Origin of the sequence: Desulfovibrio sp. JC010 (assembly GCF_010470675.1) — a bacterium.
Lineage (GTDB): Bacteria > Desulfobacterota > Desulfovibrionia > Desulfovibrionales > Desulfovibrionaceae > Maridesulfovibrio.
The window spans coordinates 186,080-201,010 of the sequence record NZ_VOIQ01000004.1 but is presented as its reverse complement, the minus strand read 5'-3'; the positions used below and the strand labels follow the sequence as shown (position 1 = coordinate 201,010).

At 48.0% G+C, this 14,931-nt stretch carries 13 protein-coding genes; 4 read left to right on the top strand and 9 right to left on the bottom strand.

Going from position 1 to position 14,931, the window contains the following annotated elements:
• Nucleotides 1–157 precede the first annotated feature (157 nt).
• The 3 genes from gyrB to FMR86_RS06285 form a co-directional block, all read right to left on the bottom strand.
• On the bottom strand, nt 158–2,554 hold the full coding sequence (gene gyrB / locus FMR86_RS06295; RefSeq protein WP_163350242.1) for a DNA topoisomerase (ATP-hydrolyzing) subunit B: 2,397 nt from the start codon (nt 2,552–2,554) through the stop codon (nt 158–160).
• Nucleotides 2,554–3,717 carry a DNA polymerase III subunit beta gene (gene dnaN, locus FMR86_RS06290; RefSeq protein WP_163350241.1) on the bottom strand — a complete coding sequence of 388 codons (1,164 nt, stop codon included), beginning with the start codon at nt 3,715–3,717 and terminating at the stop codon, nt 2,554–2,556. The genes gyrB and dnaN overlap by 1 nt, the downstream gene beginning before the upstream one ends.
• A gap of 134 nt (nt 3,718–3,851) precedes the next feature.
• Nucleotides 3,852–5,156 (bottom strand): DnaA ATPase domain-containing protein, encoded by a 1,305-nt coding sequence (locus tag FMR86_RS06285; RefSeq protein WP_163350240.1) that lies wholly within the window; start codon nt 5,154–5,156, stop codon nt 3,852–3,854.
• A gap of 334 nt (nt 5,157–5,490) precedes the next feature.
• Between FMR86_RS06285 and FMR86_RS06280 the strand changes: the two genes are divergently transcribed.
• Nucleotides 5,491–6,666, top strand: coding sequence for a homocysteine biosynthesis protein (locus FMR86_RS06280; RefSeq protein WP_163350239.1), 1,176 nt, complete (start codon nt 5,491–5,493; stop codon nt 6,664–6,666).
• 293 nt (nt 6,667–6,959) lie between these two features.
• On the opposite strand, the gene FMR86_RS06275 is transcribed toward FMR86_RS06280, so the two are convergent.
• Entirely contained in the window at nt 6,960–7,637 is a 678-nt protein-coding gene (locus FMR86_RS06275; RefSeq protein ID WP_163350238.1) for an HAD family hydrolase, read from the bottom strand.
• A gap of 111 nt (nt 7,638–7,748) precedes the next feature.
• Here FMR86_RS06275 and FMR86_RS06270 point away from each other — a divergent pair, with 111 nt between their 5' ends.
• Nucleotides 7,749–8,891, top strand: coding sequence for an NAD(P)/FAD-dependent oxidoreductase (locus FMR86_RS06270; protein WP_163350237.1), 1,143 nt, complete (start codon nt 7,749–7,751; stop codon nt 8,889–8,891).
• 157 nt (nt 8,892–9,048) lie between these two features.
• Here the strand turns inward: FMR86_RS06270 and FMR86_RS06265 are convergent, their stop codons facing one another.
• Entirely contained in the window at nt 9,049–9,927 is an 879-nt protein-coding gene (locus FMR86_RS06265) for a DMT family transporter (protein ID WP_163350236.1), read from the bottom strand.
• Between the two features lie 3 nt (nt 9,928–9,930).
• Nucleotides 9,931–11,034, bottom strand: coding sequence for a DUF362 domain-containing protein (locus tag FMR86_RS06260; RefSeq protein WP_163350235.1), 1,104 nt, complete (start codon nt 11,032–11,034; stop codon nt 9,931–9,933).
• Nucleotides 11,035–11,257: 223 nt separating this feature from the next.
• Here FMR86_RS06260 and FMR86_RS06255 point away from each other — a divergent pair, with 223 nt between their 5' ends.
• The gene (locus tag FMR86_RS06255) at nt 11,258–12,214 is read left to right on the top strand and encodes a UDP-glucuronic acid decarboxylase family protein (RefSeq protein ID WP_163350234.1); all 957 of its coding nucleotides are present in this window, start codon (nt 11,258–11,260) and stop codon (nt 12,212–12,214) included.
• Nucleotides 12,215–12,479: 265 nt separating this feature from the next.
• Here the strand turns inward: FMR86_RS06255 and hisG are convergent, their stop codons facing one another.
• The 3 genes from hisG to FMR86_RS06240 form a co-directional block, all read right to left on the bottom strand.
• Nucleotides 12,480–13,355, bottom strand: coding sequence for an ATP phosphoribosyltransferase (gene hisG, locus FMR86_RS06250; protein ID WP_163350233.1), 876 nt, complete (start codon nt 13,353–13,355; stop codon nt 12,480–12,482).
• A complete protein-coding gene (hisI, locus tag FMR86_RS06245) occupies nt 13,355–13,729 on the bottom strand; it encodes a phosphoribosyl-AMP cyclohydrolase (RefSeq protein WP_163350232.1) in 375 nt (124 codons plus the stop codon). Before hisI ends, hisG begins: the two co-directional genes overlap by 1 nt.
• A gap of 130 nt (nt 13,730–13,859) precedes the next feature.
• Nucleotides 13,860–14,300, bottom strand: a complete 441-nt coding sequence (locus tag FMR86_RS06240) for a Fur family transcriptional regulator (RefSeq protein ID WP_163350231.1) — start codon at nt 14,298–14,300, stop codon at nt 13,860–13,862.
• Between the two features lie 225 nt (nt 14,301–14,525).
• On the opposite strand from FMR86_RS06240, the gene FMR86_RS06235 reads away from it, so the two are divergent.
• Complete coding sequence (locus FMR86_RS06235; RefSeq protein WP_163350230.1) at nt 14,526–14,915, top strand: hypothetical protein; 390 nt, start codon at nt 14,526–14,528, stop codon at nt 14,913–14,915.
• Nucleotides 14,916–14,931: the final 16 nt, after the last annotated feature.

Here is a 14,931-nt window from a genome sequence, read left to right as displayed (position 1 = left end):
ATTTTATATGCCTTCGGCGACCCTACCGGGGGTTTTAAACCCTTTTGCAAAAGGGTTTAAAAATCCCAAAACCTTTTATTAGGGTTTCCAAAGGGGCTTAGCTCCTTTGGCCGCCGGAGGCGAAATCACCTATCAAAAGCGCAAAGCGCATCAGATTCTAGATATCCAACTCTTGAACTGCGAGAGCGTTCTTTTCAATAAATTCGCGGCGCGGCTCAACGTTGTCACCCATGAGATCTTCGAAAATCTCATTGGCAGCAGAGGCATCTTCGATAGTTACCTGCAGCATGGTTCTCTTTTCAGGATCCATGGTGGTTTCCCAAAGCTGTTCGGGGTTCATTTCACCCAGACCTTTATAGCGCTGGAGGTTGATGCCTTTGTAGGCCTCTTCCATTACGCCATCGAGCAGTTTGAAAATACCTCTGACTTCGGTTTCATTTTCGCCACGGGTGATCTTGAAATCAATTCCGTCACACTCATCAACGATCTTGCGGTTACGGTCATAGGTATTTCTGAACAGCTTGGAGTTGAAGAATTCAACGGCCAGTCTGGAACGGTGGCCGTTCTCGTTTTCAAAGACAACGTAAACGCGGTCTTCGCCTTCGGTCTCGGTCTCTTCACGCTCGATGATGACCTTGTATCCGGATTCTTCCATCTTGAAGATGAAATTCTGGGGATCGCTGTCCTTGAACAGTTCCGGAGTCATCTTTTCATCAAGGCTGACCAAATTGGCAAACAGGGAATCGGAAATACCCATGTTGGCAGCTTCGCTGATCTTGTCCTTGATGAAACGGATGTCATCAAGCAGCTCGATGAGGGATTCCTGATGGTAATCCTGACCGCATTCGGTCTTGATGGTAATATCTTTGGCAACCCGCTGGATAAGCAGGGAGTAGAGTTCGGAATCATCCTTGATGAATTTTTCGTATTTACCCTTGGCAATGCGGTAGAGCGGCGGCTGGGCAATGTAGAGGTGTCCGCGCTGGATCAGTTCTTCATACTGACGGAAGAAAAAGGTCAGCAGCAGGGTACGAATATGGGAGCCGTCAACATCCGCGTCAGTCATGATAACGACCTTGTGGTAACGCAGCTTGTCGAAATCCTTTTCGCCCTCTTCCTGACCGATACCGATACCCATGGCTGTGATCAATGCCCGGATTTCCTTGTTGCCGAGCATCTTGTCAAACCGGGTCTTCTCAACGTTCAGGATCTTACCGCGCAGGGGCAGGATAGCCTGATGCTTGGGGTTACGGCCCTGTTTGGCAGAACCGCCCGCGGAGTCACCCTCAACGATAAACAGTTCACTTTCGCTGGGATCCTTGGACTGGCAGTCAGCCAGCTTACCGGGCAGGGAATGGTCGGAAAGAGCACCCTTGCGGCGGACGAGATCACGAGCCTTACGAGCTGCGTCCCTAGCGCGGGCCGCATCAACCACTTTTTCAACAATGGATTTGGCGTCTTTGGGGTTCTCCTGAAAATAGGAAGAAAGCTTGTCGTATACCATACCGGAAACAATACCGACCATCTCGGAGTTACCCAGCTTGGTCTTGGTCTGGCCTTCGAACTGCGGATCAGGAAGCTTAACGCTGATGACTGCGGTCAGACCTTCACGGACATCGTCACCGGAAAGCTTGATCTTAAGCTTTTTGGGCAGGTCGGAGTTCTGGATGTAGGTATTGATGGCACGGGTCAGGGCACCCTTGAAACCTGCCAGATGTGTTCCGCCCTCAACAGTGCGGATGTTGTTGGCAAAGGTATGGGTGTTTTCCTTGAAGGCAGTGTTATACTGCACGGCCAGTTCAGTGATCACGTTGTCGGTCTCGGACTCGGCATAAATGATCTCACTTACTGTGGTCTGACCCTTATTCAGGTCTTCGACAAAAGAAACAATACCGCCGTCAGCCTTGAAGCTGGCACTTTCATTTGAACGCTCATCAACGAACTCGATTTCAAGTCCTTTGTTCAGGTAGGCCAGTTCGCGGAAACGCTTTTTGAGGACGTTGAAATCAAACTGGTTGGTTTCAAAAATTTCCTCATCAGGACGGAAGCGGATGGTGGTACCGGTGGTAACCGCATCACCAATGCACTCCAGAGGACCCGTAGGAACCCCTCTCTCGTAACTTTGACGGTAAATCTTACCCCCGCGTCGAACTGTGGCCTCAAGATGCTCAGAGAGGGCGTTTACGCAGGAAACACCAACACCGTGCAGCCCGCCGGAAACTTTATAAGCATCGTTATCGAATTTACCGCCCGCGTGGAGCACGGTCATAACGATCTCAAGAGCCGGTTTTTTCTTTTTGGGATGGATATCAACAGGGATACCGCGGCCGTTATCGGATACGGTTACGCTGTTATCCATGTGCAGGGTTACTTTGAATTTGGAGCAGAACCCGCCCATGGCTTCATCAATGGAGTTATCGACCACCTCGTAAACAAGGTGATGCAACCCCCTGATATCGGTGGAACCGATATACATGGCGGGTCTTTTTCTAACCGCGGCGAGGCCCTCAAGGACCGTAATCGATTCCGCGCTGTAATCTTGATTGGGAGCCATTAAACGTCTTCCTCGCTGTAGTAAGTCTCTTCCTGAACCTTCATGGGCATGACGATAACGAGATATTCGTTGTCATCATCACCGGTTACGCCGCAGGGTGCTTCGGCTCCGGTCAGGGTGAAGTTGATTTTACCGGACTGGAAATGCCCGAGGATCTCAATGAGATTTTTGGTGGGGAAAGCAATGCGTTCCATTTCACCGGCAAATTCGATTTCCATGGATTCGGTTGCTGTACCCACTTCCTGCCCCTGAGAGAAGAGCACCAGCTCACCGGGGTTGAACAGGAAGGATGCGCAGCGGTTGGAATCGGTATTAAAAATGGAGATACGGTCCAGAGCCATGGAAAGCTCGGATTTTTCCACTTTCATGCGCGAAACATCGTCATCACCCAGTTTGGCCAGAAAGTTCTTGTAGTTGGGATACTGGTAGTAGCTCAGCGGCAGACTGAAGGTTTCCTTGCCGTCTGCGGTCTTGAAGAAAAGACGCTTCTCGCTGAGGCTCAGTTCAATTTCATCTTCAGTAAGCCATTTTTTCAGTTCAGCCAGATACTTCTTCTGAATGAGAATACCCTCTTCAGGAAGAATGGAATGGATGTCATCATTGATGAATTTCATGCGCGCGAACTGGTGTCCGTTCAGGCCGCAGACTTCCACAAACTTACCGCTCTCATCAGCAGCGGGAATGATGTTCATACAGGCAATGGCTTCCATGCTGTCCTCATCACTGATGCAGAAGGCGATCCTTTCAATCATCTCCAGCAGGAAATCACCGGACCAGAACACTGCTCCTTCAGCAGGGAAATCGGAGAATTTCTGAAACCAGGTGGGATCATTCACCGGGAGTTTGTATTTTCTGGAACCCTGCTCCACCAGAATGGATGAACCGTCAGCATCATTCTTGATGGTCAGTTCACCGGAAGGAAGTTTGCGGACCAGATCATAAAAAGCACGGCCCTGTACTCCGGCAAGTCCCTCTTCCACAATCTCGGCAGGATATGTACCGCAGAATTCAAGATTGGAATCAGTGGACATGATGCGCAGGTTACCACCATCACTTTTCAGCCAGATGGTGCGTAGGTAGGCAGCACCTGTCTTGGCGGGAATGATGCTGGCAGACTTCTGCAATCCTTCGATCACTTCATCCCTATTCACCTTTAAATACATATATATTCTCCTTGTTTTTTTAATAAGGTCGGTTCTTATGTTTCTTTCTGAGTTAAGTGTTTAAAATTAATGAAATATTTTCCGACATTCAATGTCGTATTTAAGTAACAAACCTACACCGTTTCTGAACTTACCTAGTTTGAGACACGCAAAAGACACTTATTCTTCAAGTCTATCAACAGTCTTTTCAAAACCTTATCATCTCTTTGTAATTCTTGTATTTTTTTTACAGAATAAAGAACAGTTGAGTGGTCTTTTCCTCCAAATGTCCGGCCGAGGGCGGGATAGGAAATACCTAAAAGTTCCCGGCAAAGGTACATGGCCACCTGTCTTGCGTGGGCGGTCATCTTGTGCCTTTTGCTCCCGGTAAGGTCGGAAGGTTTGAGGTTGAAATGGGAGGCCACGGACTCGATCACGTATTCCGGGGTCAGGGTCTCGTCGGCCTTTTCTTCCGTGTTACTGAGGATGTGTTCAAAATCCCGGTCATCCATGTTCTTGCGCACAAGTTCACGGAATGCAGAAAGTTTGATGATAATGCCCTGCAAATACCTGAAGTCCTGAAATCTCTGGGAGAGGGTCAGGATCTGGTCTTTGCTCAGCGGCAGCTTTTTGAGTTTGCACTGCTTCTGGACATACTTGGCCCTGATTTCAAGGTCCGGCCTTTTCAGGGTGACGATCAGTCCCCATTCCAGTCTTGATTTCAGGTTCTTGTTCAAAAAGTCGTAGGAAGCCAGTTTATCGGTACAGCTGAAGACCATCTGTTTTCCATGTTCATAAAAGTTGTTGAATATGGAGATGAGTTCCTGCTGCAGATGTTCGTATTTTTTAAGCTGTTTGAGGTCGTCGAGGAAAAAGTATTCGAAATCAAAGAAGTAGTTACGCGCGCGCATGACGTCTCCACCGAAACGGACAGAGTAGATATTCTGAACGTCATCAACGTTGCCGAGGAATACTTTTTCGCGGTCCACCTTTTTGCAGACTTCGTTGGCAATGGCTTTCAGGAGATGTGATTTGCCGGACCCGCTTTTACCGCAGATCACAAAGGGGTTGAACGATACGTTATCGACACGGGCTACTTCCTTGGCTGATGCAAGGGGGAAGTAGTTCTTTTTGCTGATCAGAAAATTTTCAAAGGTGAAGTTGTGTCCGAACGGAAAGTCAATTTTCTTGACGCTGACCGGTTGTTCCGGAGCAGCTGAGTGACTGGAGCCGTTATTGGAATAGGATACGGAAAAACCGCTGCCCAGAAACTGGCCCAGCTGTTCTTCAAAACGGTCCTGTATGCTTGATCTGAACCACTGCCCGAAAAAAGCGTGCGGAAAAGTGACAACCACTTCCCCGGTCTCGTCGGAAATGTCGATATTTATGGGGTCGAACCAGCGGGTCAGCTCGGAATCGGAGCATGAATTTAAAAGATGATTTCTCAGTGCTTCTTTCACGTGAATAATGTATTTTTTAGGGGTGTTCTAAGTTATTGAAATAAAAATAAAAAAAATAGCAAAAAAACGGAATATCCTTAACCCCCGCGACCACAGGTTCTTATACATTATTATATAGCTTAAGCCAACCCATATTCGCCCCTAAAACGTTTTTATCCTGCGAAATAATATAGACCCCTTCAAAAAAATAAAATTGCAATCAGGGGCTATTTAAGCCACAATCTTTGCTCACCTGACTTTAGCACAGGGCATTTCTGCTCGGATAATCACTTTTGAACTTATTGCGGATAACTTAAGTCAGGCATCTAACCAAATTCCAAACGGAGTCTTTCCCATGGCTACTACCTTTGAAGTCAACAAGACAATCAGTGAAATCAACGAACGAATCAAGAAAGGTAAGGCTGTAGTCGTCAACGCTGAAGAAATGGTCGAAATCGTCCGTTCAAAAGGCAAGGTTGAAGCAGCCAAAGAGATAGATGTTGTCACCACCGGGACTTTTTCCCCCATGTGCTCTTCCGGCATGTTCTTCAATATCGGGCAGGTTCCGCCGTTGATGAAGACTTCGCAGGTCTGGCTGAACAATGTTCCCGCTTACGCCGGAGTTGCTGCTGTAGACTCTTTTATCGGTGTTACCGAGCCTTCTGCGGACGATCCTCTGAACAAGGTTCATCCCGGACGTTTTACTTACGGTGGCGGACACGTAATCGAAGACCTTATTGCCGGAAAAACAGTACGTCTCAAGGCCAAGGCCTACGGTACCGACTGTTATCCGCGCCGTGAAATCGAAAAAGATGTTTCCCTCAAGGATCTCAAGGATGTGACCATCCTCAACCCGCGCAACTGTTACCAGAACTACAATGCCGCGGTGAACATGACCAGCAGGACCGTCTACACCTACATGGGACCGCTCAAGCCCAACCAGCGCAATGTAAATTTTGCCACTGCCGGGCAGCTCTCCCCGCTTTTTAACGACCCCTACCTGAGGACCATCGGCATGGGTACACGCATCTTCCTTGCCGGGGCCAAAGGTTACGTCATCGGGGCCGGAACCCAGCATGTGAAGAATCCCCAGCGTAACGAGCGCGGTATTCCGCTCACACCGTCCGGCACACTCATGCTCAAGTCCGGCAACGTCACCGAGATGGATTCCCGCTATTTTCGCGGCCTGAGCTTCCCCGGTTACGGCTGTACCGCATCTGTGGGCGTAGGTATTCCCATTCCCATCCTTAACGAGGAAATGGCCTTCTTTACCGGGGTTTCCGATGCAGATATCCAGATGCCGGTCAAAGACTACGGTTACGACTATCCCAACGGCGTAGGTAACATCCTCGCCCATGTGACTCTTGAAGAGCTCAAGTCCGGTTCCATTAACCTGAACGGCAAGGATATCCCCACCGTTCCGCTGACCAGTCACTCCATATCTCTGGAAATTGCTGACAAGCTCAAAGACTGGATCCAGAAGGGCGAGTTCCTGCTCACCGAGCCTGTTGAAGAGATTGAGTCTGAATAATTTTTGATGCCTCCGGCGGCTGGGGAAGGGGAACTTTTGGGAAAAGTTCCCCTTCCCCAGACCCCATCCCCTCAAAACTTTTCAGTATGCTTCGCGAATAAATTTTTAATACGATTTTCAATAATTAAAGCGCACCATCTTTCTAGATAGTGCGCTTTAATTATTGAAAACGATTTTTGATAGCTATATGCGAAGCTTATTAAATGGTTTTGGGATTCTTAAACCCTTTTGCAAAAGGGTTTAAGGCCCCCGGCAGGGACCGTCGGTAGACTCCTCGAAGGGCCGCCGGAGGCTTAATTGTTCATAACTAATCCTTGTTTTTCGAGTAGTTGAATTAGTTGTGCACAATCTGTAGCTACGAAATCGGGGTCGGCTTTGCGGAGTTCTTCAACTGACATGCGCCCTGTTGCTACTCCTGCGGTCATGGCCCCGGCTCTTTTCCCGGTTTCGATGTCCATGGGATGGTCACCGACCATGAGGGTGTGCTCCGGGGCTACGCCGATGACTTCCAGAGCCATAAAGAGGTGTTCCGGGTGCGGTTTTACGTTTTTAACATCTTCGCGGGAAAGGAAGCAGCCGGAAAGGTTGTTGATTTCCGGGACCAGCTCGCGCACGGCTGATGCTGTATTGCGGGTGATGATTCCGGTTTTGATACCGGAATTTCGCAAACCGTTCAGGATATCGCAGGTGAATGGAAAGAGTTTGCCGTTGCGGGCGGCTTCCACTTCCATGGTGATGATCAGGAAACGGCAGCGGGTATGAAATTCCTTGCCGAGATCAGGATCATCTTCCGCAAGACAGTCGGCAATGAAATCCACCCACTCAAGGGCCGGGATATCGTCCTTTTCAGGCAGGGGATCAAGAAAAGCACTGCCAAGGGCCTTCAATCTTTTTTTCATCTCATCAAAATCAATGGTCAATTCAGCCAGAGTGCCATCAAAATCAAATACTATTGCTTCTATTTTTTTCATATTCCGTTAAATTTTGTACGGTCTTGCTTGCCCAAGTGACCGCTAGGCGGTATTAAATCATAACTTAATCAAGCAGATATTCCGGTTGTGAACAGTTTTTCAGGAGTCAACGTGTCCGGTAAATATGATGTAATTATCGCAGGTGGAGGGCCTACCGGTTCAACAGCCGCCTGCATTCTAGCTAATAAAGGCTTTAAAGTAGCCCTGATCGACAAGGCAGAGTTCCCCAGAAAGAAGCTTTGCGGAGGTTTATTAACCTACAAAGCTACTGAAGTAATTGATAAAATATTCGGCTGCGATGTTGATTGCCTTAAAGAAAAAGGGATTATCAACTTTGAATCACCGGAATATTCCATCAACTACCGGAACCATAATATCCGGGACGCAGAATCATCCATCCCTTTCCGTTTTGTGGACCGGGTGGATTTTGATTACTTCCTTCTGCAAAAAGCCGCAAATGCCGGGGCCCAAATTTTTACCGGTGAAGAAATCAAAGAATGCAATTATCAGGATGCAGAAGTAAAAACAGCATCAAATCTGATTTTCAAAGGAAAATATCTGATCGGCGCGGACGGGGTACATTCGACCATCCGCCGCTCCCTGCCCTATGATAAGAAAAAATGGCGCGACGATATGGCCGCGACCATTGAAATAATTTTTGATGAAAAGGATTACCCGCGCAAGGTAACCAAACCTGAACTCTACATCGGTCATTTGCGGGCCGGGTATATCTGGGTTTTTCCGGCCAAAGGAAAAGTTGTCACCGGAATCGGCGCACTCAAACGGTGCACAACTGATTTCAAAAAGACATACATGGATTTTCTGCGCAATCAGGGTATTTCCGATCCCGAGTCTCTGCACATGCAGGGCTATCCCCTGCCATACGGAAATTTTATGGAAAATCCCTGCTTCGGACGCACCCTGCTGGCCGGGGACGCAGCAGGGCTGGTGGAACCACTCTTCGGTGAAGGAATTTTCTACGCCCTGCAGACCGGACGCTACGCCGCCGAATCCATCGCACAGGGAATCACCGAAAATAAAAATCCTGAAAAGCTCTATCTTGAACGGCTGGAAAAATATGTTTTCCCGGAATTTCGCTATTCCAACCGTTTGCGCTGGACCTTGTTCTATTCCCAGCCGCTGCTGAAACATATGTCATTCAAAATGATGTTCACATCCATGCCCAGAATCTTGGCCGACATGGTTCACGGGATCAGGTCGTATAAGTTTTTACTGAAGAAAGAATGGGATTAAATTAAAAGCGCACTATCTCGGAAGATAGTGCGCTTTTAATTTTGAAAACAGTTTTGAAAAGCTATATGCGAAGCTTACTAAAAAAGTTTGGGATTCTAAAACCCTTTTCAAAGGGTTTTAGCCCGCCGGGAGGCTCCCCGAAGGGCCCCCGGAGGGATTAAGACTTAATCTGCGACAGCAGCATACCGCAGAGCATCAGTCCGCAACCGATTAATCCTTGCGTGGTCAGTAGCTCTCCGAGCAGCAGCCATCCGGCAAGTGCGGCAAATACTGATTCCAGACTGAGGATGATTGCCGCGTGTGCGGGTTTGGCTTCCTGCTGAGCCACCACCTGTAAAGTATAGGCAACCCCCACAGACATAAGCCCGCCGTAAAGGATGGGTACAATTCCGGCCCAGATTCCGGCAAAAGTTACGCTCTCCAAAGCGAATGCACCGATAAAGCTGAATACGGAACAGGCCACAAACTGCCCGGCGGCAAATTTAACCGGATCAACCTTGCTGGCCAGCAGGGAAATAACCACAACATGCCCGGCAAAGAAAACCGCGCAAATCAGCACCAGCAGGTCACCCATCTCAATATGAAAGCTTTCGTTAACTGAAAGCAGATACATACCGATGACAGCCAGCATTGCTCCAATCCAGGTGGGCAGTCCGGTTTTCTGTTTGAAAAACAGCCCCATAATAGGAACAAAGACCACATATAATCCGGTGATAAAACCTGCATTTCCGGCAGTGGTGTAAACAAGCCCCCATTGCTGGAAAGTTGCACCCATAAAAAGCGCACCACCGGCAATGAGGCTGCCTTTGATAAAGCTGTTTCTGTCAACTTCCTGATAAGTACCGTCTTTCTTTTTTTCGCGGTCAATACGTTGAATGAGCGGCAGCAGCGCGGCTGCACCCAGCGCAAAGCGGACCGCATTGAAAGTAAGCGGTCCCATGTAATCCATACCCACCCGCTGGGCCACAAATGCAGCACCCCAGATAATGGCGGTAATGAGCAGTAAAATATCGGCTTTAAAACTTTTGGTATTCATAATTTAAATAGTCACCAGCTTGTAATTGCGTGAACCCAGTCCGATTTCTTCAGCATATTTGAGTCCGAAACAGTCCGGCGTATCGGGCGTGAGGGATTTGAACTTATCATCACCCTGACTGAGACCGTCGGGCAGACGGCTGGGGTAGAGGGGCGGCGCAGAGTTGATCATATCAAGCGAAGCCTGATCAATTGCGACCGGGTCGGATGAAATCATGATTCCCAGATCGGGACAGACAGGCGCATCGCTGTAGCCGTGGCAATCGCAATCCGGGGTGATGTTCATCAGGAAATTGATATGCATGGCCGGGCGTTTTAGCTGATCGAGAATGGCCTTGTTGTATTCCATGAGCCGCTTGGTGAAAACATCCACATCAGTTTTCCAGTCAATGGAAATAGCACTGTAACGACAGGACAGGAAACAGCGTCCGCATCCGGTGCATTTGCCGCCCATGATGATTTTACCGTCATCGTCGAGATCCAGTGCTTTGGCAGCACATTCGGTGATACAGACCCCGCATCCGGTACATTTTTCCGGATGCAGATGCGGCCCGGTGGACATGTGGATATGCATTTTTCCTTTCTTGGAAGCGCAGCCCATACCTATATTTTTGATGGCCCCGCCATATCCGGCCAGTCCGTGACCTTTAACGTGGTTGAGGGTGACCATCATATCTGTTTCCATAAACATGCCGCCCACGTATGCTTCAGAAATATATTCCCCATCGTAAGGGACGGTTGTTTCATATTCGCCGCGTAAACCGTCCGCAAACATGACCGGAGCACCGACTATGTTGGGATCGTAACCATGCCGGGCAGCCAGTAATCCGTGGGAAACAGATTCACCGCGATCACCCACATAAAGGGTGCTGGTGTCAGTGAAGAACGGTTTGGCACCTGCTTTTTTCAGGAAATCAACGATAGGACGCAGGTTGAGGGCGTTCAGATATCCGGTGTTTCCGCTCTCACCGAAATGAACTTTCAAGGCTACAAGGTTACCGGGGTCAATAATAGCGTTGAGGCCGGACTGCTTGAGCAGTTTTTTCATTTTCAAGGCATGTGGAGATTTGCGTGTGGTGCGCAAATTCCAGAAATATACTTTGGACATGTCACTTCCCCTTTTTATTCAAACAGATCTGAAAAGCACTTCCCTGACAGGCTTTTGCGGGCTTAAGGTATAACCTGCTTTGAAGATTGTCTATTTTAAAAAAACGTCCGGCAGTTGATAATTATGCTTAAACAGACGGCTGGCTTTCAGCACCCAGTTGATTTATATAGCGAAGAGAAAAAGATAGGGAATTCGGGAAAATTGAATATTCAGGAGCTTGAAAATGCATTTACTGAAAAGGGTTCTGGTTACTGGCGGGGCAGGTTTTCTGGGGGCGCACCTTTGTGAACGGCTGCTTGCTGAGGGGTGTGATGTTATCTGCGTGGATAATTTTTTTACCGGGACCAAATCCAATGTCACCCATCTGTTGAGTAATCCTAATTTTGAGATAATCAGGCACGATGTAACTTTTCCGCTTTATCTGGAAATTGATGAAATCTACAATCTGGCCTGCCCGGCTTCTCCGATCCATTATCAGCACGACCCTGTGCAGACCACCAAGACTTCCGTGCACGGGGCCATCAATATGCTCGGCCTTGCCAAGCGTACCGGGGCGAAAATTTTTCAGGCTTCCACATCGGAAGTTTACGGCGATCCAGAAGTGCATCCCCAGCCGGAAAGTTATGTGGGCAACGTAAATCCCATCGGTCCCCGTTCCTGTTATGATGAGGGTAAACGTTGTGCGGAAACACTTTTTTTCGACTATTACCGCCAGCACAAAGTGAAAATCAAAGTGGCCCGTATCTTCAACACCTATGGTTCCAAGATGCACCCCAATGATGGCCGTGTGGTTTCAAATTTCATTATACAGGCCCTGCAGGGGGTACCGATCACCATCTATGGAGACGGCTCCCAAAGCCGTTCATTCTGTTATGTGGATGACATGATTGATGGTTTTCTGACCCTCATGGCTACCCCGGATGAAGTTACCGGTCCGGTAAACCTCGGTAATCCCAATGAGTTTACCATCCGCGAGCTGGCAGAAAAAGTAATTGAAATGACCGGATCAAAATCTGAACTTATCTTCAAGCCCCTGCCCGGAGATGATCCCAAGCAGCGCAAGCCGGACATCACCCGCGCCAAAGAACTGGGCTGGGAACCGAGCATCCAATTGGAGAAAGGACTGGTCAGCACAATTGAATATTTTAAGACTCTGGATTTTAAATCTATATTTAAATAAGCCTTCGGCGGCCTTGCCGGGGGCCTCAAACCCTTTTAGAAAAAGGGTTTGAGAATCCCAAAACTTTTTATTAGGGCTTCGCCGCTTAGCGATTTAGTAAGTAATAAAAAACGAATCCCGCAATATCATACGAGGTATTGCGGGATTCGTTTTGAAAGTAGTCTTAACAAGCTACTTGCGAAGCATACTAAAAGTTTTGGGGAGGGGGAGTCCAGAGGGGGAACCCTTTTTACAAAAAGGGTTCCCCCTCTGGTCGCCGAAGGCATTAAATTACTTTATTAAGCGGGTACTCGATAATTCCTTCCGCGCCCATGTCGATGAGTTCGGGGATGAGTTCGCGCACGACCACTTCCTCGACCATGATTTCCACGGAAACCCATTTATCGTCGGAGAGGGCGGATACGGTGGGAGAGTTAAGGCTGGGCATTACGTCCATGGCTTTTTCAAGGGAAGCCTTGGGCATGTTCATTTTCAACCCGACCATTTTTTCAGCGCGCAGTGCACCCTGAAGCAGCAGGTTGATGTTTTCGATTTTTTTGCGCTTCCACGGATCGTTCCATGCGTCCTTGTTGACGATGAAGACGGTGTTGGTGGACATGACTTCATCGATTACGCGCAACCCGTGGGCCTTGATGGTGGTCCCGGTTTCAGTAACTTCGACGATGGCGTCACAAAGACCTTCAACAACCTTTGCTTCGGTGGCACCCCAGGAGTAGAAAACATCTACGGGAATGTTTTTGGATTCAAAGTATTCTTTGGTGGCACCGAGAAGTTCTGTGGCGATTTTCTTGCCGGCCAGATCTTCGGGCTTGTAGTAGGGGGAATCCCCGGCAACGGCGAGAATCCAGCGTGCGGGGCGGTTGCTGACCTTTGAGTAAACAAGGCTGGAAATTTCAATAACATCGGATTTGTTTTCAAGAACCCAGTCGCGTCCGGCAAGGCCGCAGTCAAGGATTCCGTCTTCGATGTAGCGGGAGATTTCCTGCACGCGGCACATGGAGATATTCAGCTCATCATCGTTTACATCGGGAAAGTAGTTTCTGTGGTGCAGGTTGATTTTCCAGCCGGACTTGGCGAAGAGTTTAATTGTAGCATCCTGCAGGGAACCTTTGGGCAGACCGATTTTCAGTTGCTTGGACATTATTTGTATACCTCCTTGGGGTCAAAAACCATGGGCGAACATTCAATTACTTCGCCATCCTTAAGTTCACGGTAAAAACAGCTTCTATATCCTTTGTGGCAGGCAGCCCCGCCGATCTGGTCGATGAGCAGAACAAGGGTATCATCATCGCAATCGATTTTGATGGACTTGATTTTCTGTACATGACCAGAAGTTCCGCCTTTATGCCAGAGGGTGTTGCGGCTTCTGCTCCAGTAATGGGCATCGCCGGTTTCAAGCGTTTTGTTCCATGCTTCTTCATTCATGTAGGCCATCATCAGGACTTCTCCTGTTTCGGCATCCTGTGCGATGGCGGGTATCATGCCACCCATCTTGTTAAAATCAGGCTTGATCATACAATCCTCTGTTTAGCGGGGCTTTGCAGCCTTGTTTGGTTTATTGAAAAGGGGATAAAGTATCCCGTCAAAAAAAAAACGCCGACTGGTCTCAGGCGGCGTTTTTAAGTGTGTGTAAGGAAATTTTGCGTTATTTTTCGCTTTTTCCCTGGCACTCCTTGCAGACGCCGAAAAGATACATCTCATGATGGGTAAGCTCAAAGCCGTATTTTTTGGCCAGTTCTTCCTGTAGATGCTCAATTTCGTTATCCACGGCTTCAATGGTCTTGCCGCAACGCTCGCACACAAGATGGTCATGATGCTCATGGCCGTACTTATGCTCATAGCGGATAACGCCGTCGTTGAAATCGACGGATTTGGCAATGCCGGAATCAGCAAGAAGTTTAAGGGTACGGTATACAGTTGCCTGTCCGATAGAAGAGTCTTCGTCGCGGACAAGATTGTACAGTTCTTCTGAAGAGATGTGGCCTTCCTCAGCAAGGAACACTTCCAGAATTGTTCTGCGCTGGGGGGTCATTTTGAGTCTCTGACGAGTCAGATATTCAGTAAATATATCTTGTGCTGATTTCATTAAACTGTATCCAGAAATTTATGATTACCTTGAGGAATACAGTTCACTTACATTGATTTGAAGACCGATGTCAATTGGTCATTGCCCATATTTGTGCATAGGAGTATGAATATCGCAAAAAAGTGACAAAATTATGTCTTGCTAATAATTTTAGCACTTTTTTAAGTAACTGTTTTGCACTCCCTCACCGGGAATCAATAATACTCAAACAAGGAGTTTTATAAGATGGAGCTGGATAAGTTTATTTCTGATTGGACTGAGGACCCTGCCGGAGTGAAAGAAGTTTTCGTTGAATTCAAAAATCTTCTGGAATCACTTGATAATACTGAGATTGAGTTTCATGCCCGTCCCGGTGTTACCTATTCCATGCGCGGAGTGAAAAAGGGGCAGGATAAATGGCCGCTTTTTGTCATGGTTGATGTAATTGACGATGATCCTTCCAACCGTTGGCTTTCGGTCTGCTTTTTCGGCGATCTTATTAATGATCCGGATGAGCTTGGTGATTTTGTTCCGGGTGGACTCCTCGGACAGGACGGCCATTGCTTTGACGCTGATGATGCCGAATCCAAGGAGTATATTGCCGCCAGAATTAAAGAAGCACACTCTAATCAGTAAACATTGAGTAAAATGT